A 19,343-nucleotide genomic window follows, 5' to 3' on the forward strand; every position below is an offset into this window, starting at 1 on the left:
GTTCTGTTTGACTTGCTCAAACTTTGTTTTTATCGCTTTTTCCGTTATTTCTAACGGGGCAGTTTTGCTCGTTGTTCAGTTTTCAAAGAACAATTTCTTTAGTGTTTGTCGGCCGTTTGTTTCAGCGGCGACTTAGATAATATACCATGTCCGCCTAATGGATTGCAAGTACTTTTTTAAACTATTTTGCTAAAACATGATTATTATCTTTTACATCTCAAAATTTATGTATTAAATCCTTTATAAACAACAATAGATATCGCCCTAATGCAGGGCGATATCTATATGTTATCCCATTACTTCTTTAATATGCAGATGTCTATCTACAGTAAGGTTAATGATTGAACCATTAACCGATACCCATGGTCTTGTCGGATGAACAGAATCCGTAAATACAATCTCACCTATACGATCATCGCTAAGCTTCACGATATTGCCGTTATGGAACTGCGTTACCTTTTCAACAAACACCCTTACGTATCCAGGTTCCAACTTCCCGAAAGCATCGCTCTGAATCTGCTCCAGAACGAAATATGGAGATGCTGCTTTACGGTAATAACGATTAAGGGTCATCGCATGATAGATATCAGCAATGGCTACAATTTTGGCGTAAGGGTGTATCTTGGTCGAATCAATTGCTAACGGATATCCGCTGCCGTCTATTCGTTCATGATGCTGAAGCGCTGATAATTTCACCCCTTCGTTTAAGGAGGCGATATTTTTCAGCAGCTGGTAACCAAGAACTGTGTGGCGCTTCATTTCCTCATTCTCTGCTGTAGTTAAGGTTGATGGCTTGGCTAGAATAGCCTGATCAATCTTAACGTTCCCTATATCATGCAGCAAGCCGGCCAGTGCTATGGGCATCCAATCTTTACGGGGAAGACCACACCACTGGGCAATGCGATAGGAGGTCAGCGCAACCAGTACACTGTTATGCATCAAGTATTCACGTTCAACAAACTGTCTTGGTGTGAAGGTAAGTACCTGATACATATTCTCGTACTGCAGCATCTTCTCAAGCTGTGACCTCATATCCATAACCGGAATCGGAAGTCCCGATCTGATCTCATTGATAACCCGCTTCAGCAGAACAATCATTTGATCATATTCATCATGCAGCGGCGTTGCAGATAAGCTAGGGACAACTGGATCCTTTTTGATATTCTCCTGCACTTTATCTGCCTGATTAGCCGGCATTTCAATCTTTACTTGTGGAACCAGAAATGCACGCATAATGTCTAACTCCCTAGGGGTGACCACTTTCCCCTTATGGAGCAGCACTCCGCCAAGCGGGGTGAGGACATCATCGCTGATTTTGTCGCCTAACTTCACTTGTGATAAAGCCACTGTTGCCACAACGGTCCCCTCCCGATGTATGCCTATCTTATGCGTTCGCTAATTACTCTTCTGTGGGTTTGGAATCAGCTTCCGTTGTTCCTTCTTCGAATTCTTCGCCTTCTTCAAGGGAATCATCGCTATCTTCGTTGCGAGCTACACGGGTTACCGTAGATACCGTGTCATCTTCACGTGTATTAATCAATTTCACGCCTTGCGTATTACGACCCATCGTCGAGATGCCTTCCATGCTCATCCGGATCAATGTGCCTAGGGCGGTCATAATCATCAGATCCTCGTCATTCAGAACAACCTTCAAGCTAACAATCGGTCCATTCTTATCCGTAACGTTAAGGGTTTTAATCCCTTTACCGCCACGATTCTGGATCCGGTATTCGCTCATCGGTGTCCGTTTGCCGTAACCTTTTGCTGTAACGATAAGTACGTCATTATCTGGAACAACAACGTCCATATCGATAACCACATCTTCATCATCCAGTTGAATGCCTTTTACGCCAGTAGCAGATCGGCCCATTGACCGTACATCCTGCTCGGAGAAGCGAATGGACATCCCTTGTGCTGTACCCATTACGATCTCTTGGTTGCCGTCTGTCAGCTTCACGCCGATAAGTTCGTCATCCTCACGAATCGAAATCGCAATAAGCCCGACTTTACGAATATTTATATAATCATCAAGCGGAGTCTTTTTCACAATACCCTGGCGTGTAGCAAAGAACAGGTATTGTTCTGAATCGAAGCCCTCTACAGGAATAACCGCGTTGATCGTCTCACCTTGCTCGATCTGAATCAGGTTAATGATCGGCGTCCCTCTAGCTGTCCGGCTAAGATCTGGAATCTCGTAGGCTTTCAAGCGATATACCTTGCCCTTATTCGAGAAGAACAGGAGGTAATGATGGGTATTTGATACAAATAGATGCTCGACAAAGTCATGCTCCTTCGTATCCATGCCCACTACACCTTTACCGCCGCGCTTCTGACTGCGGTAAGTCGATACCGGCAGACGCTTGATATAACCGGTATGCGTAATAGAGATGATAACATCCTCACGCGGGATTAAATCCTCATCAAGGATCTCTTCATCGCTTACCGTAATCTCCGTGCGACGCTCGTCGCCGAAACGCTCTTTGATCTCATTAAGCTCTTCACTAATGATGTTGAGCACAAGCTGCTCATCAGCAAGAATCGCTTTGTATTCAGCGATCTTCTTCATCAGTTCCTCATACTCAGCTTCGATCTTGTCGCGTTCGAGACCAGTCAGCCTTTGTAGACGCATATCGAGAATAGCTTGTGCTTGCTCATAGCTTAGAGCAAAACGCTCAATCAAGCCTTCACGGGCGATATCCGCCGTTTGTGATCCCCTGATAAGCGCAATGACTTCATCCAGATGATCAAGAGCAATACGCAAACCTTCGAGGATATGAGCTCTAGCTTCTGCTTTTTTCAGATCATACTCTGTACGACGACGAATAACTTCGATCTGATGCTGCAGATAGTAGTAAAGCATTTCCCGCAAGTTCAGTGTCTTCGGTTCGCCATTAACAAGCGCAAGCATGTTAATACCAAAGTTCGATTGCATTTGCGTCTGCTTATACAGATTGTTCAGTACAACACTTGGCGTCACATCACGGCGAAGCTCAATAACGATCCGCATGCCATTACGATCGGATTCATCACGAAGGTCAGTTATGCCCTCGATCTTTTTCTCACGAACGAGTTCAGCAATCTTCTCAACCAGACGCGCTTTATTCACTTGGTATGGCAGCTCATAGACAATAATACGAGCTTTATTGCCGTTCTCTTCAATGTTAGCCCGTGCTCTCATCGTGACAGTGCCACGACCAGTCAGATAGGCATTACGAATTCCACTAAGCCCCATTACAATACCCGCTGTCGGGAAGTCAGGACCTTTTACATAATCAATCAGCTCAAGCGGCGTAATTTCTGGATTTTGAATCAGTGCTTGAATGCCGTCGATTACTTCGTTCAAGTTGTGCGGAGGAATGTTTGTTGCCATACCTACCGCAATACCTGTTACCCCGTTTACGAGCAGGTTCGGGAAACGCGACGGCAGAACCGCCGGTTCTTTTTCCTCACCATCATAGTTCGGAATAAAATTAACTGTATCTTTATTTAAGTCGCGAAGCATTTCCATGGCGATCTTGGACAAACGCGCTTCGGTATACCGCATCGCCGCCGCCATATCTCCGTCAACTGAGCCGAAGTTGCCATGCCCGTCAATAAGCATGTATCGCATCGAGAAATCTTGTGCCATCCGTACCATCGCTTCATATACCGACGAGTCGCCGTGCGGATGATACTTGCCGATAACTTCACCTACGATCCTCGCAGACTTCTTATACGGCTTGTCCGAGGACATGCCTAGCTCCGACATTGCATATAAAATACGACGATGCACCGGTTTAAGACCGTCCCTTACATCGGGCAGTGCGCGGCTCACGATAATACTCATCGCATAGTCCATAAAAGAATCGCGCATTTCTATACCGATGTCACGGTCTTTAATTTGCGAATGCTGTTGTTCTTCCGCCATGTTTTACCTCCCTGACGTCATTGATCTGCCTAACTCATCATTCATGATAACCATTATATTACTTTCACAAAAAAGGCGCGGCTAAACACCTTTTCTACGTTTCAACGATAAAACAGACAAATTGCCTACGAAAAACGAAAAAAATAGGCAAATAACCGTTTTCTTTCGTTCCAGAGCCGCCATAAAATAAACAGACCCAAATTACATTATACCACTCAATCCAATCTCTGTCTTCTTCTTGATTGTGCATTCATCCATCAAATCGAACAGGGTCCATCCGGAAAGGAGCAACCACTTTGTCTAGCCAGTGTGTATACAGCAAGTGGGAGAAAACAAATGTCCTTCTTCATTCAGCAGCTCTCCGTGAATATATTCCTGCGACCAAGCTCTTTGGCCATGAGAATCTTCTGTTGATGTTAACGGAATACGGCATGGTATATGTGAAGCCAGTAAACGGAACTTTCGGCAAGGGAGTCATGCGTGTAGAAAAGCTGAGGTCGCCAAGCAAAGGCTACAAATATCAATTGAATACAACCATTAGAACTTTTCCTACCTTCGAGCTGCTGCACCAAAGCCTGGTTAAAAAAATTAATGGCAGACGATATCTGGTCCAAAGAGGGATCGATCTGCTTCGCCATAAAAAACGACGCTTCGATATCCGCGTCATGATACAACGAAACAACAACAACCATTGGGAAGCTACCGGTATTATCGGCCGACTTGCCCATCCTGCTAAAATTGTAACCAATTATCATAATGGCGGAACTCCAATGTCCTTCGAAAGCTTAATGTCTACTCATCAATCGCCTACGCAAAAAATGGTCTATGCCATCCGTCTTAAGCAGATCAGTCTTGATATCGCCAAAGAGCTGGAGAAGCATTATCCGGGCATCAAGGAACTCGGCATCGACATTGCCATCGACCAACAGATGCGCCCTTGGATCCTTGAGGTTAATACCAAACCTGATGCCTTTATATTCCGCAAGCTCGAAGATAAAACCATATTCCGTAAAATTTATCAGTATGCGGTATCTTACGGGCGATATAAAAAGAAATAGCCGCCCATATGGACGGCTATCTTTATATTATTTTACTAGACGTCCAGGTTCTTAACGTCTTTCGCAAACTGATGAATGAAATCACGGCGTGGTTCAACGTTATCGCCCATCAGCGTATCGAAGATAATATCCGCTTCAATGGCATCATCGATCGATACCTGAAGCATTGTTCTGCTCTCCGGATCCATCGTTGTTTCCCACAGCTGCGTTGCATTCATCTCGCCTAGACCTTTATAACGTTGTACATTCACTTTCACACCTTCTCCGAATTCTGCGATAATATCATCGCGTTCCTTCTCGGATTGTGCGTAGCGAATCACTTTGTTACGTTCGATCTTAAACAGCGGCGGTTGTGCAATATAGATATAACCCGCCTCAAGAATCTTCCGCATGTACCGGAAGAAGAACGTCAGCATCAGTGTCCGTATATGAGCACCGTCGACGTCGGCATCCGTCATAATAATGACTTTGTGGTAACGGGCCTTCGCCAAATCAAAGTCGTCACCGATACCCGTACCAAGCGCCGTAATGATCGCACGAATCTCAGCATTACCGAGAATACGGTCGAGCCTTGCACGTTCAACATTCAGAATTTTACCACGAAGCGGTAAAATCGCCTGGAAGTGACGGTCACGGCCTTGTTTCGCTGATCCACCCGCTGAGTCGCCTTCGACGATGTACAATTCACTGATTGATGCATCCTTCGAAGAGCAGTCAGCCAGTTTACCTGGCAAGGAGCTTACTTCCAGCGCGCTCTTACGTCTTGTAAGTTCGCGTGCTTTACGTGCCGCTTCGCGGGCTCTAGCCGCTTGCAGACCCTTCTCCACGATTTTACGGGAGACCGACGGATTCTCTTCCAGGAACTCCTGCAGCTTCTCGGCGAAGAACGATTCGACAATACCGCGCACTTCGCTGTTGCCGAGCTTCGTTTTTGTTTGTCCCTCGAACTGCGGTTCAGGGATCTTCACCGAAATGATCGCTGTTAAACCTTCACGGACATCATCGCCGGAGAAATTGGAGTCATTATCTTTAATCAAGTTCGTCTTGCGGGCATAATCATTGATAATCCGCGTCAACGCGCTCTTGAAGCCGGATTCATGCGTACCGCCCTCATGTGTATTGATATTATTCGCGAAGGAATGAATATTCTCCGTGTAGCCGTCATTATATTGCAAAGACACTTCGACCTGAATATGATCTTTCGAGCCTTCAACATAAATTGGATCTTCGTGCATAACTTCTTTGTTGCGGTTCAAGTGTCTTACGAACTCGATAATACCGCCATCGTATTTAAACGTATTCGAAGCGCCAGTACGCTCATCCATTAATTCGATCTCAAGGCCTTTATTCAAAAACGCAAGCTCGCGGATCCGCGATTGGAGCGTCTCATATTCGTAAACAGTGGTATCGGTAAAAATCTCAGGGTCCGGCTTGAATCTAACCGTCGTACCTGTCTCGTCCGATTCACCAACAATCTTGACGTCATACTGCGGTGCACCACGGCGGTATTCTTGTTGATAGACATTACCATGAAGCTTAACCGTAACCGTTACATGCTCTGACAACGCATTAACGACGGATACACCTACCCCGTGCAATCCGCCCGATACTTTATAGCCCTCGCCGCCAAATTTACCGCCTGCATGCAGGACAGTCATAACGACTTCAAGAGTTGATTTCTTAAGCTTTGCGTTCTCCCCAACCGGGATTCCGCGTCCGTTATCAATTACGGTAATACTGTTGTCCTCATGGACAATGACTTGAATCTTCGTACAGTAACCGGCCAGCGCCTCATCGATACTATTATCGACAACCTCCCATACGAGATGGTGAAGGCCTTTTCCGCTAGTAGAACCGATATACATCCCTGGACGTTTGCGAACTGCCTCCAAACCTTCGAGGACCTGTATCTGACTCTCATCGTACGTATTCTGCTGATTCAACTGCTCACTACTCCTCTCATACCTGTTCGCCTTGGCTGCTTCTAGCCGTTCGCCGCAAAATGATGGGCCCGTTTCTTCAAAGTAGAGGATGAAATCGGCGAATAATAGATTTTCTGCTTGGTCACAACAATCGACTTGGGCTCTTCCTCACCAATTGTTTCTACATCCTTGCGCTTGCGGGCTCCTGCTACAAACTGCTTGGATAGCTTAGAGGATTGCTCTATCGATATATCAAAAATGGCTACCAACTCAGCAGCCCGAATAATTTTCTCGCCGCCCAAATGGATATACATGTCCTCCGCCTCCCGTATATACGCTGGTGATCAGCGCGTCACTCGGCCTTCCCGCACATCGTAGATACCGGCGTCTTGGAGCTTGCTCACATTTACGCTCTCGAGTCCGGTCGTTGTAATAAACGTCTGAACTTTGCTTTGAAATGTCTCGATAAGCTGTGTCTGACGATTCTGGTCGAGCTCAGACAACACATCATCAAGCAGTAATAACGGGTATTCCCCAATCTCCTCGCAGATTAGCTCAATTTCGGCAAGCTTAAGTGACAGCGCCGTTGTGCGCTGCTGACCCTGCGAGCCGTATACGGCCGCTTCTTTGCCATTGATAAAGAACGCCATGTCGTCGCGATGCGGTCCAACAAGCGACATTCCTCTGCGAATCTCCTGATCTTTCACCTGTGATAACTTTAACATAAATTGCTCAAATAAAACAGTTTCATCTTCGGAGGCGCCACCGTCAAAGGATGGGCGATACTCTATGGTGAGGTGCTCGCCACCCGCCGTTATACCGGAATGGATCTGCTCCGCCCACCGTTGTAATTTATGTATAAAGTGTTTCCTTTTTTTCATAATTTTAACACCATGCTCAGCAAGCTGCATATTCCATATATCAAGCATGGCTAGCTGCGAGCTGCCGGGAGTGGTCGTCTTTAGAAAATTGTTCCGCTGTGCCAGCACTTTTGTGTACTGCGTCAACGTATGCAAATAACCGGGCTGTACTTGTCCGATTTCCATATCGAGAAACCGTCTTCGTATGCCCGGCGTTCCTTTTACAATCTCAAGATCCTCTGGTGCGAACATGACGACGTTAAGCGATCCAATAAAATCACTCAGCTTGCGCTGCTCCAAACCGTTGATCTTTGCTTTCTTCCCTTGCGTTGAATACATCAAGTCGAGTTTAACCATTCCATACCGCTTCTCCACCTCTCCGTGGATCCGAGCGGAATCGGCTTCCCAGCCGATCAGCTCTTTATCCTTGGATGTACGGTGTGATTTGGTGAGGGCGAGGGCGAAGATCGCCTCAAGCAAATTTGTCTTCCCCTGCGCATTTGGCCCGACAAACAAATTCACTTGGTTATCTGTCTTAAGCTCAAGTTCTTTGTAGTTGCGATAATTGTGCAATTGAATGCTATTTAAAAACACGTTTGTTTGTCCTCCCGGCCTGGTATGGGCTTAAGCCCCGGTTACCGTAAAGACGCCGCAGCCCTCTACTTCAACACGGTCACCGACGTACAGTTTTCTGCCGCGACGGTTATCCACATCTCCGTTTATATGAACCTCGTTTTCCTGCAAGAAAAATTTCGCGTGTCCACCTGTGGATATACAATCCGCCAGCTTTAAAAACTGTCCAAGCGTAATATATTCCGTACGAATAGCAACTTCTTTCATCGCAAGTTCACCTTCCTTTCACCTTATCTTACCCATGCAGCCTTAATTCGTTGTTCGATAAGGCAGGATGACATACGTGTTGTATGAATGATCCGTCGGACGAATAACAATAGGACTCATTGCCCCGGTAAAGCCGATAAAAATCTGTTCGCTGTCAATGACTTTAAGCACATCAAGCATATATTTGGAGTTGAAGGCGATCCGCAGCGGCTCGCCATCGAATTGTTTGGCATCAAGCTGCTCCGTTACGCGGCCCACTTCAGTGGAGCTGGATGAAATCTCAATGACGCCATTATCAAGAGTCGTCAGACGAACGATGTTGGTCTTCTCTTCTCTCGACATCAGGTATGCACGGTCAATTGCATCCGTCAAATTTTTTGTATCGAGTACAAGTTCTGTTTTGAACATGCTCGGAATAATTTTAGAAGTATCCGGATAAGTCCCGTCTAATATGCGTGTATAGAAGAGGACGTTACCGATCTTGAACAGTACCTGGTTGTCCGCAACCACAATATCAACGAGGCCGTGCTGATCCGGGACCAGCTTAGACAGCTCGACTAACGTTTTGGCAGCAATAACGACATTATTAAACCGGTACTCCATAGCTGTCTCAGCTTGAGCGACACGGCTTGCCAAGCGGTGGCGGTCGGTCGCCACAAATTTCAGCTGCTTATCTTGGAGACTCCAAAGTACACCTGTCAGAATTGGCGTCTGCTCATTCACGGATGCTGCAAGTACAGTCTGACGAATCATCGCCTTCAGCAGATCACCAGGCATTTGGAACAGCTCGTTTTGCTCAATGGAGGGCAGAACCGGGAATTCCTCAGGATCCAGGCCTACCATTTGGATATCTGTTGAACCGGAACGAATAAGGGTTTGGAAATGAGCACCTACTTCAATTTCAACATTGTCAGAAGGAAGTTTCTTAACGATCTCGACAAAGAATTTGGCGGGGAGAACGACATTACCCGGTTTATCCACATGTGCAATAACGAGATTATCTCGTTCTACAGGGATAAAGCTTTGAATAGATATATCGGTATCACTAGCCGTTAAGGTAACCCCTTGATGGGTAACTTCAATCTTGATGCCGCCTAGAATCGGGATTGTCGGACGGGAAGAAGCCGCTTTTGCAACCTGTTGGATGGCTTCGTTCAGTTCATGTTTGGAAATTGAAAGTTTCATGGTTTCACTCCTAAGTCCGTTTCGGATCGATGTTTTGTGGTTTAAAAAATGGGTTGAAAATAGGCGGAGCCGTAATGGGCGTTTTCGCCCTATTTTGATGATGATTTATTTAAAAATATTAGTAGTCGTAGTAGTAGGCGGCCTGAATATGTGGATAACCGTCTAAAACACGGATAAAGCAAGCCTATCCACATGTGTATAGCTTGTGCATAGGCTTGCTTGGTTGTTCATATAGAAGTGAATAACTTTTACGTGTGATTTTTGATCTTTTCGGTCAGGTTTTGCAAAATCTTGTACAAGTCCTGATCTACCTTCAGCTGCTGCGATATTTTCTCGTGTGCATGGATGACGGTAGTATGATCACGGCCGCCAAATGCTTCACCAATCTTCGGAAGTGAATAATCAGTTAGTTCACGAGAAAGATACATTGCAATTTGACGAGGATAAGCGACAGCTTTGGTCCGTTTACGCGCTTTGAATTCCTCAAGACGCAAACCGTAGAATTCGCCAACCTTTTGCTGAATATCGTTCATGGTGATCATCTTCGGGCGACTGGAAGGAATAATATCCTTTAATGCCTCAGCAGCCAGATGAGATGTAATATCCTGATTAATAAGCGAAGAATAAGCAACTACACGGATTAAGGCACCCTCCAGCTCCCGAATATTCGTATCAATCTGGTTAGCAATGTAGACCATCGCTTCATTCGGAATATCAAGGTTCTCCGCTTTCGCCTTTTTACGCAAAATGGCGATCCTCGTCTCCAGATCTGGCGCTTGAATGTCCGTAATTAGTCCCCACTCGAACCGCGAACGTAGTCTTTCTTCTAAAGTCGGGATCTCTTTTGGCGTACGGTCACTGGAAATAACGATTTGCTTCCGCTCTTCATGCAACGCATTAAAGGTATGGAAGAACTCCTCTTGCGTCCCGTCTTTTCCCGCCAAAAACTGAATATCGTCAATGAGAAGCACGTCAATATTGCGATATTTGTTCCGGAAGCTCTCGCCACGGTTATCGCGGATAGCATTAATGAACTCGTTCGTAAACTTCTCAGATGAGATATACATAATCTTGGTGCTTGGATTGTGATCCATAATGTAGTGGCCGATCGCATGCATTAAATGCGTCTTGCCAAGACCTACACCGCCGTATAAAAAGAGCGGATTGTACGCTTTAGCCGGTGCTTCTGCAACAGCAAGCGAAGCAGCATGAGCAAACCGGTTATTGGCGCCGATGACGAAGGTATCAAACGTATATTTCGGGTTGAGCATATGATTGAATGTCTCTTCATGAACGATTGGTGCTTCGACTGATCTTGGCTGCACAGCGGGCACGGGCTCGGCTGTTTTGGCCTCTTCAATTGAAAATCGGACATCGACCTGTCTGCCGAGAAACTCAAACAAGGTATTACGAATTAATTTGGTATATCGGCCTTCCAGCCATTCAGCCGCAAATGTTGTCGGCGCCGTCACTTCCAGCAAAGAATCATTCACGAAGGAAGCCTTGGTCGCTTTAAACCAGGTATCGAAACTGGGTTTGCTTAGTTTCGTCTGAATGATTGACAACACTTGCTGCCATAAATCATAGGTATGGCTGTCCACAGACGTCACTCCTTATCAAAAATCGCCAAAACGGCGCAATTAAGCCAAATCATGTCGAATGAATGGTGTTTATTACGAATACATCCACAATATGAAGAATAAAGGGAACATGAGTTATGAATAGGGGATGAGTTTGTTCACAATGTTATCCACAGGTTGTTGATAAGAGTAGCTGATCGATGAGGTATACACACCGAAAACATAATAATCATAGCAAAAGATCCCTTGTATTTCAACGAATTGTGAGATTTTATCCACAAATTCAATAGCTTGTGCATAAAAGTTATAGACACCACTACATATTGTTAATATCTTGTTACCATTTCGACAAAGTTCGTGCAAAGTCCCGAAAAATTATACACATGTTATTAGTTTTCCGACAAAGTGCTGTATTCCATTCATTTATCCACAATATTTGGGTAGGCTTGTTTTTAATTGACTTTTTGGACCCAGCATGGTTTAATAAAAAAAGCGTGTTTCAAAAAAACAGTCGTTTACAAAGAATAAGCAGATCGATAATATGCGATACTGTTTCAGTATTTGATATACGGGAGGTGCAGTTCAGATGAGACCTACATTTAAACCGAATGTAAGCAAACGAGCAAAAGTACATGGCTTCCGCAAACGGATGAGCTCGAAAAACGGACGTAAAGTTTTGGCAGCGCGTCGTCAAAAAGGCAGAAAAGTTCTTAGCGCATAAGCAAAAGACCACGTCGGGTGGTCTTTTTTTTTGCCCTGCGGGCGATACTGATAGGTAAAGGGTCGGTTCCGCGGGGCAAATCATACATAGAGGTTTATTAAATGAAGAAAGAACGGTGAACCTGGTCGTGCAAAGAAAACTGCGTCTGCGTAACCGCGCTGACTTCAATCGGATCTATCGTTATGGCAAATCATTCGCGAATGGGCAGTTTGTTGTGTATTGGTCGAGGCAGCCAGTTGCGGAACCATTCCGGTTAGGCGTGTCCGCCAGTAAGAAAATCGGCAATGCTGTTGTACGTAATCGGATGAGACGCGTTATTAAGGAAATTATCCGTTTGAACGGAGCGAAAATCGTCCCGAACATTGATTTTATATTAATAGTAAGAAAACCTGCGGTTGAGATGGAGACGAAGCAGCTGGAGAAGAGCATTATGCACGTACTTAGGAAAGCTGGTTTGCTGAAGAAAGAAGCTCGGTTTTAGCAAAAGTGGCCAGCATTGCCAACTTGTTTCTTTGTCCTATTATTTATGGTATAGTTTAGACAATAATGCTTAGTTTGGAGTGTTCAGAGAGGAGATTTCACGTTGGTTTTAAGAAAAAACCGCAAGTGGCTGCTCGTACTGGGTCTGGTGCTGATGGTAGCATTGCTCTCCGGATGCGGTCAGCAGATCAATAACACGACGAGTACGGCTGATCTACAGCACGGCAACTTCTGGGAGAAAAACGTAGTTTATTATTTTTCCCTGACGCTGGATACATTTGCTGACTGGTTCCACGGTTCATATGGACTTGCTATCCTGCTCATTACGGTTATTGTAAGAACAGCAATTTTGCCGTTAACGCTGAAGCAGTATCGCAGCTCGAAGGCGATGCAGGCAATTCAGCCGCAAATGGCCGAAATCAAGAAGAAACATAAAGACAACCCGCAGAAACAGCAGGAAGAAACGATGAAGCTGTTCCAAGCAAACAAAGTCAATCCAATGGCTGGATGCTTGCCGCTTATCGTACAAATGCCTGTGTTTATGGCACTTTATAACTCGATTTACCGAAATCCTGAGGTTCGTACGCATGAATTCCTCGGATTGCAGCTTGGTGAGCCAGGACCATGGTACTTCCTCCCGCTAATTGCAGCAGCAACTACATTCGTTCAATCGAAGATGATGCAGAAGCAGCAAACACAAGCGATGCCAGGTATGGGTGCGATGCTTATGATCTTCCCAGTCCTGATCTTCGTTATGGCGCTGAACTTCCCATCGGCTCTTCCGTTGTACTGGATTTTCAGTAATATTTACACGATAGTTCAAAACTACTTCCTGTACGTTCGTTCATCCAACAAGGGTAAGGAGGCCCTCGCGAAATGAAGAAAATTCTAGCATCAGGGAAAACGATTGATGATGCTGTACAGAGCGGTTTGACACAATTAAATGTAACCAAGGATCGCGTCAAAGTGCTTGTGATGGAGCAGCCTTCCAAAGGGCTGTTCGGACTCATTGGCGTAAAAGCAGCAAAGGTTGAGCTGGAGCTCATCCCGGATCCAACAATTGAAGCAGAGCAATTTCTTCGTGATGTAGCAGAGGCAATGGGGTTAACTGTTGCTGTCGAGCGGAAACAAACGAGAGATGCGACCTATCTGTCCGTATCGGGCGGTGGGGACATCGGCATGCTGATTGGCCGGCGCGGACAAACACTTGACGCGCTGCAGTATTTGGTTAACATAGTGGCAAATCGATACTCGGACAGCCATCTTCGGATCGTACTTGATGCAGAAGATTTTCGCGAGCGTCGCCGCAAGACGCTGGAGGAATTATCGGAACGCCTTGCCGGCAGGGTTATACGCACAAAGAAAGAGGTTGTGCTGGAGCCGATGTCGTCGCATGAACGCAAAGTGATTCATTCCCAGCTTCAGAATCACCCAAGGGTGAAAACATATAGCAAAGGCGATGAGCCGAACCGGCGCGTTGTCATTGCTTTGAAGGAAAAGCAGATGTAAAGTTAGATCTATAGATTTATGAATTCGCAGCAATGGCTCCCGTGGTCATTGCTGTTTTTCCATTTGAGAGGTGCTGACAGCTAATGGTGCACGATACTATTGCGGCAATTTCAACGGCAGTTGGAGAAGGCGGCATTGCGATTATTCGTGTTAGTGGTCCCGATGCAATTGAAGGGACTGCCCGGATTTTTCGTTCACGGACCGATCTAACGGATGCGGCAACGCATACTGTTCATTACGGTCATATTATAGATCCCAAGACTGGGGAGCAAGTTGAGGAAGTTATCGTTACGGTGATGCGTGGACCACGCTCATTCACAGCGGAGGATGTTGTTGAGATTAATGCCCATGGCGGCGTAGTTGCTGTTAAGAAGGTTCTCGATCAGGTGCTGCTGCAGGATGGATTCAGAATTGCAGAGCCAGGCGAATTTACCAAGAGAGCATTTCTAAATGGTCGGATTGATTTGATGCAGGCAGAAGCGGTCATTGACCTCATTCGTTCGAAGTCGGATCGTGCGTTCTCGGTAGCCCGCAAACAGGCAGAAGGAACCTTGTCGAAGCGGATTAAAGCACTACGCCAGACGGTGATTGAGCTGCTCGCACATATCGAAGTAAATATCGACTATCCTGAACATGATGTTGAGGATCTGACAAGTGCGTATATTCGTGAACAGAGCGGATCTGCACTTGAGGAGATTGCTAAGCTGTTAAAAACGGCGAACGAAGGAAAGATATTACGTGAGGGTATTATGACGGCAATTGTCGGACGCCCGAATGTAGGGAAGTCTTCACTGCTTAATATGCTGGCGCAAGAAAATAAAGCGATTGTAACAGATATTCCGGGTACAACCCGGGATGTCATCGAGGAATATGTCACCTTAAATCATATTCCGCTTAGGCTGCTTGATACAGCGGGTATCCGCGAAACAAGTGATATTGTTGAAAAAATCGGAGTGGAACGGTCGCATAACGCGCTCGAAGAAGCGGATCTAATTTTGTTTGTGCTTAATAACAATGAAAGTTTGCATGAGGATGACCGGGTGCTGCTTGAGAAGGTGAAGGATCGCCAGCTTATTCTCGTTATTAATAAATCGGATTTGGATTCTAAGCTGAATATGGCTGAGATTGAAGAACTTGTTAGCGAGGAAAGAATCGTACGTATGTCGGTTCTTGAAGAGGAAGGACTCGAGCATTTAGAGAGAGCGATCAGTAAGTTGTTTTTCGAAGGGCAGCTTGATTCTGGAGATTTGACATATGTCAGCAATGTTCGGCATATTTCTCTGCTGAAGAGAGCACAGCAATCACTGCTTGATGCGATAGAAGCGTCGAATGTTGGCATCCCAATTGATCTGATTCAGATTGACGTGCGTGATGCTTGGGAGTCGCTTGGTGAGATTTTGGGCGATGAGGTTGGCGATTCATTAATAGATCAAATTTTCTCGCAGTTCTGTTTAGGGAAGTAAAGTGAATTGGAGGGTAATAAAGTGACATATGAAGCTGGGCAATATGAAGTCATTGTCATAGGAGCGGGTCATGCTGGTTGTGAATCAGCGCTTGCTTCTGCGAGAATGGGCTGCGAGACGCTGCTGCTGACGATCAATCTGGATATGGTGGCGTTTATGCCATGTAATCCATCAATCGGGGGACCTGCGAAAGGGCATGTTGTGCGTGAGATTGATGCACTAGGCGGCGAGATGGGGCGCAATATCGATAAAACATTTATCCAAATGCGGATGCTGAATACGGGTAAAGGTCCTGCCGTTCATGCATTGCGTGCGCAAGCCGATAAGTTCTCTTATCAGCACACAATGAAGAAGACCATCGAGGAGACTGACCATCTAACACTTCGACAAGGGATGGCAGAGGATCTGATCGTAGAAGATGGAAAAGTAGTGGGGATTGTTACAAAAACGGGTGCCATCTATCGAGCTAAATCGGTTGTTATTACAACGGGTACCTACTTGCGCGGCAAAATTATTATGGGTGAATTGATGTATGAGAGTGGTCCAAATAATCAGCAGCCTTCGGTGAAGCTTTCGGCTAGTCTGAAGGAGCTGGGTTTTAAATTGGCTCGCTTCAAGACGGGTACACCGCCGCGTGTGCATAAGGATACGATCGATTTTAGCAAAACAGAAATTCAACCTGGTGATGATAAACCGAAGTTTTTCTCTTATGAGACAGAGTCATCCGATAATGAGCAGCTACCTTGCTGGCTGACTTATACGTCGGAAGCTACCCATAAAATTATTAACGACAACCTGCACCGTGCGCCAATGTTCTCAGGAGCTATTGAAGGTACGGGTCCTCGTTATTGTCCTTCTATTGAAGATAAAATTGTTCGTTTCGCTGATAAGCCGAAGCATCAAATTTTCTTAGAGCCAGAAGGCAAGCATACTTCGGAGTATTATGTACAAGGTCTCTCAACAAGTATGCCAGAAGATGTACAGCTCGGAATTTTACGTTCTATTCCAGGTTTGGAAAAAGTTGAGATGATGCGTAATGGTTACGCGATTGAATATGATGCAGTTGTTCCAACACAGCTTTGGCCATCCCTGGAGACAAAGTTGGTCGACGGGTTATTCACAGCTGGACAAATTAACGGAACTTCGGGTTATGAAGAGGCTGCAGGTCAAGGTATTATTGCGGGTATCAATGCGGCGCGTAAAGTACAAGGTAAAGAACCGGTTATCATTGATCGTTCGCAAGGTTATATCGGAGTTATGATTGATGACCTTGTAACAAAAGGAACAAATGATCCATACCGTTTGCTTACGTCACGTGCAGAATATCGTTTGCTGCTCCGTCATGATAATGCTGATCTTCGGTTGACTCCAACTGGTTATGAGATCGGACTTATTTCGGAAGAGCGGTACCAAACCTTCCTTAATAAGAAAGATCTTGTTGCGCAGGAGATTGAACGTCTTAGCACAACGAAGATTCGTCCTGAAGTGGCGTTGCCAATGCTGGAGGCAGCTGGTTCCGCACCTATCGCATTTAGCATGGATGCTTTGTCGCTGCTTCGACGTCCTGAACTGACACATGCGATGATTGAAACCATTGCACCTTCCGATCTTCCTCTGACAGAGGAAATGAAGGAGCAGGCGGAAATTCAAATTAAATACGCTGGTTACATTGAAAAACAATTGCACCAAGTAGAGCGAATGAACAAGATGGAGAAAAAGAAAATTCCGGATGACATCGTATATAGCGAAGTACATGGCTTGGCATCAGAGGCCAAACAAAAATTGGCCGATATTCGTCCATTGTCAATCGGGCAAGCTTCACGGATTGCAGGTGTAACTCCAGCTGACATTTCCATTCTGCTCGTATATTTGGAACACTATAACCGTGTGACGGCAGCGAGAGGATCCTAATGACAGATACGCATGTATGGTTTGAAAAGCTGATGGGGGAGAATGGGATATCTTTATCCCCTAAGCAGCTTGAGCAGTTTGATACGTATCACCGCGTGCTAGTAGAGTGGAATGAACGGATGAACTTAACGGGGATTACAGAGCGGGATGCCGTTTTTGAGAAGCATTTCTACGATTCGATCTCGCTCTCGTTCTTCGTGAATATGAAGGACGTTCGGAAAATTGCTGATATCGGTTCAGGAGCAGGATTCCCAAGTATTCCGTTAAAAATCTGCTTCCCACATCTGAAGGTCGTAATTGTAGATTCGTTAAATAAACGGATTCAATTCTTGAATCAACTGGTTACGGATCTTGGACTAGAAGATGTAAACTGTGTTCACGGCCGTGCAGAAGATCTCGCAAGAATGCCGGAATATCGAGATTCCTTCGATCTCGTTACAGCAAGAGCAGTTGCACGTCTTAATGTGTTGAATGAGTTTTGTTTACCGTTTACCCGTAGGTATGGTTTATTCGCTGCAATGAAAGGTTCACAAAGTGTAGAAGAGGTTAAGGAAGCGGGAGTAAGCCTTCGAGAGCTAAGAGGGAAGGTTCGTGCAGAGCATGCATTCAAGCTTCCTTTCGAGCAATCGGAGCGACATATCGTCCTGATTGAGAAGACGGATTCTACGCCTAAAAAATATCCACGTAAAGCGGGAACACCACTTAAACAACCACTTGTTTAAGTCATTATAAACCTCTGTATGTTTCACGTGAAACATACAGAGGTTTATTTGTGTACATTGGAAATTATAAAAAGATCAAGCAGGAAATTGTCTATTTGAAGTCGAAATATTAGAATTATAGATGAGACCCGGCACAAGTGATAATAGGATATGACTGGGGATCGCGATCAGTCTATTAAACGAGGTTGTCTTTTAATAGGGAATAAAGATAAAATGGTAGTAACGGTAAGAAAACCAATTACCGTTGATGCATAGTAGCACATCTTGGAAACCAACCCGTTTTACGGCAACTGGTTTCTTGATCGGGTGGTAGAGCAGATAATATGAAAGAATCATTTTCCCGTTTGTTCGGTCTGAGTGATCAGCGGAGCGGTCAAGAAGAGGTTCGGCAAATTCCTATTCAAGATATTGATACGAGTCCGTTCCAACCAAGAACAATCTTCGATGATGAACGTATCGATGAGTTGTGCCAAACGATTAAAACGCATGGTATTATTCAGCCAATTGTCGTTCGCGCCAGAAATGGCAGATATGAGATTATAGCAGGGGAGCGTCGCTGGCGTGCGGTTACGAAGCTTGGTTTCGAAACTATTCCAGCTATTATTCGCGAATTTAATGATTCGCAGACGGCATCCATTGCTCTGATCGAGAATCTTCAGCGTGAGAATTTGACAGCTATTGAGGAAGCGATTGCCTATCAGAAGCTGATTGAGCTTCATGAGCTGACGCAGGAAAGTTTAGCTCAGCGTTTAGGTAAAAGCCAATCCACAATTGCGAATAAGCTGCGTTTGCTCGGGTTAAACGAAACGGTTAAGAATGCGCTTGCTGGTCGAAAAATATCAGAGCGTCATGCTAGAGCATTGTTGTCGCTGGATACGGAAGAACTGCAGAACCAGGTGCTGGAAGAGATCATTACGAAGGAATTAAACGTCAAACAGACGGAGAATCGTATTGCCTCGCTGAAGGAAGAACCTAAACCAAAGCAAACCAAACGTTTTGCTATGCCGAAAAATACTCGACTGGCCTTTAATACTATTCGCCAAGCTGTACAGATGGTTTCGAGCACGGGAATGGAAATTAAGGCAGACGAAAAAGATCTTGGCGATTTCTACGAAATTACTATTCATATACCGAAAAGTTAGCTTTGCGTAATCATTTATGATGAACGTAATAGTACTTCTCTGG

17 protein-coding genes are annotated in these 19,343 nt (G+C 45.3%); 9 read left to right on the plus strand and 8 right to left on the minus strand.

Annotated features, from left to right (window positions below):
• Window positions 1–288 precede the first annotated feature (288 nt).
• Window positions 289–1,356 carry an HD domain-containing phosphohydrolase gene (locus FHS17_RS25070; RefSeq protein ID WP_167281213.1) on the minus strand — a complete coding sequence of 356 codons (1,068 nt, stop codon included), beginning with the start codon at window positions 1,354–1,356 and terminating at the stop codon, window positions 289–291.
• 43 nt (window positions 1,357–1,399) lie between these two features.
• On the minus strand, window positions 1,400–3,907 hold the full coding sequence (gyrA, locus tag FHS17_RS25075) for a DNA gyrase subunit A (RefSeq protein ID WP_167281214.1): 2,508 nt from the start codon (window positions 3,905–3,907) through the stop codon (window positions 1,400–1,402).
• A gap of 296 nt (window positions 3,908–4,203) precedes the next feature.
• Here gyrA and FHS17_RS25080 point away from each other — a divergent pair, with 296 nt between their 5' ends.
• Window positions 4,204–4,965: a YheC/YheD family protein gene (locus tag FHS17_RS25080; RefSeq protein WP_167281215.1), complete on the plus strand. Its 762-nt coding sequence runs from the start codon at window positions 4,204–4,206 to the stop codon at window positions 4,963–4,965.
• A 35-nt stretch (window positions 4,966–5,000) separates the two neighbouring features.
• On the opposite strand, the gene gyrB is transcribed toward FHS17_RS25080, so the two are convergent.
• The 6 genes from gyrB to dnaA form a co-directional block, all read right to left on the minus strand.
• On the minus strand, window positions 5,001–6,908 hold the full coding sequence (gene gyrB / locus FHS17_RS25085) for a DNA topoisomerase (ATP-hydrolyzing) subunit B (protein ID WP_167281216.1): 1,908 nt from the start codon (window positions 6,906–6,908) through the stop codon (window positions 5,001–5,003).
• Window positions 6,909–6,949: 41 nt separating this feature from the next.
• Entirely contained in the window at window positions 6,950–7,201 is a 252-nt protein-coding gene (gene remB, locus FHS17_RS25090; protein ID WP_012772007.1) for an extracellular matrix regulator RemB, read from the minus strand.
• A 30-nt stretch (window positions 7,202–7,231) separates the two neighbouring features.
• Window positions 7,232–8,341 carry a DNA replication/repair protein RecF gene (recF, locus tag FHS17_RS25095; RefSeq protein WP_167281217.1) on the minus strand — a complete coding sequence of 370 codons (1,110 nt, stop codon included), beginning with the start codon at window positions 8,339–8,341 and terminating at the stop codon, window positions 7,232–7,234.
• A gap of 30 nt (window positions 8,342–8,371) precedes the next feature.
• Window positions 8,372–8,587, minus strand: a complete 216-nt coding sequence (yaaA, locus tag FHS17_RS25100; protein ID WP_167281218.1) for a S4 domain-containing protein YaaA — start codon at window positions 8,585–8,587, stop codon at window positions 8,372–8,374.
• Between the two features lie 42 nt (window positions 8,588–8,629).
• Window positions 8,630–9,772: a DNA polymerase III subunit beta gene (gene dnaN, locus FHS17_RS25105; RefSeq protein ID WP_167281219.1), complete on the minus strand. Its 1,143-nt coding sequence runs from the start codon at window positions 9,770–9,772 to the stop codon at window positions 8,630–8,632.
• A gap of 248 nt (window positions 9,773–10,020) precedes the next feature.
• Entirely contained in the window at window positions 10,021–11,373 is a 1,353-nt protein-coding gene (gene dnaA / locus FHS17_RS25110) for a chromosomal replication initiator protein DnaA (RefSeq protein ID WP_167281220.1), read from the minus strand.
• 565 nt (window positions 11,374–11,938) lie between these two features.
• On the opposite strand from dnaA, the gene rpmH reads away from it, so the two are divergent.
• The 8 genes from rpmH to noc all read left to right on the plus strand — a co-directional run bounded on the left by rpmH (window position 11,939) and on the right by noc (window position 19,300).
• The gene (gene rpmH, locus FHS17_RS25115) at window positions 11,939–12,073 is read left to right on the plus strand and encodes a 50S ribosomal protein L34 (RefSeq protein ID WP_068681599.1); all 135 of its coding nucleotides are present in this window, start codon (window positions 11,939–11,941) and stop codon (window positions 12,071–12,073) included.
• 127 nt (window positions 12,074–12,200) lie between these two features.
• On the plus strand, window positions 12,201–12,554 hold the full coding sequence (gene rnpA, locus FHS17_RS25120) for a ribonuclease P protein component (RefSeq protein ID WP_167281221.1): 354 nt from the start codon (window positions 12,201–12,203) through the stop codon (window positions 12,552–12,554).
• 153 nt (window positions 12,555–12,707) lie between these two features.
• Window positions 12,708–13,433 carry a YidC/Oxa1 family membrane protein insertase gene (locus tag FHS17_RS25125; protein ID WP_167281672.1) on the plus strand — a complete coding sequence of 242 codons (726 nt, stop codon included), beginning with the start codon at window positions 12,708–12,710 and terminating at the stop codon, window positions 13,431–13,433.
• Entirely contained in the window at window positions 13,430–14,062 is a 633-nt protein-coding gene (jag, locus tag FHS17_RS25130) for an RNA-binding cell elongation regulator Jag/EloR (RefSeq protein ID WP_167281222.1), read from the plus strand. Before FHS17_RS25125 ends, jag begins: the two co-directional genes overlap by 4 nt.
• Before the next feature lie 83 nt (window positions 14,063–14,145).
• Window positions 14,146–15,525 (plus strand): tRNA uridine-5-carboxymethylaminomethyl(34) synthesis GTPase MnmE, encoded by a 1,380-nt coding sequence (gene mnmE / locus FHS17_RS25135; RefSeq protein WP_167281223.1) that lies wholly within the window; start codon window positions 14,146–14,148, stop codon window positions 15,523–15,525.
• 21 nt (window positions 15,526–15,546) lie between these two features.
• The gene (mnmG, locus tag FHS17_RS25140; protein WP_167281224.1) at window positions 15,547–17,436 is read left to right on the plus strand and encodes a tRNA uridine-5-carboxymethylaminomethyl(34) synthesis enzyme MnmG; all 1,890 of its coding nucleotides are present in this window, start codon (window positions 15,547–15,549) and stop codon (window positions 17,434–17,436) included.
• On the plus strand, window positions 17,436–18,158 hold the full coding sequence (gene rsmG, locus FHS17_RS25145; RefSeq protein WP_167281225.1) for a 16S rRNA (guanine(527)-N(7))-methyltransferase RsmG: 723 nt from the start codon (window positions 17,436–17,438) through the stop codon (window positions 18,156–18,158). Before mnmG ends, rsmG begins: the two co-directional genes overlap by 1 nt.
• 323 nt (window positions 18,159–18,481) lie before the next feature.
• Window positions 18,482–19,300, plus strand: coding sequence for a nucleoid occlusion protein (noc, locus tag FHS17_RS25150; protein WP_167281226.1), 819 nt, complete (start codon window positions 18,482–18,484; stop codon window positions 19,298–19,300).
• The last annotated feature ends 43 nt before the right edge of the window (window positions 19,301–19,343 follow it).

This window comes from Paenibacillus lupini (assembly GCF_011761355.1).
GTDB classification, from domain to species: domain Bacteria; phylum Bacillota; class Bacilli; order Paenibacillales; family Paenibacillaceae; genus Pristimantibacillus; species Pristimantibacillus lupini.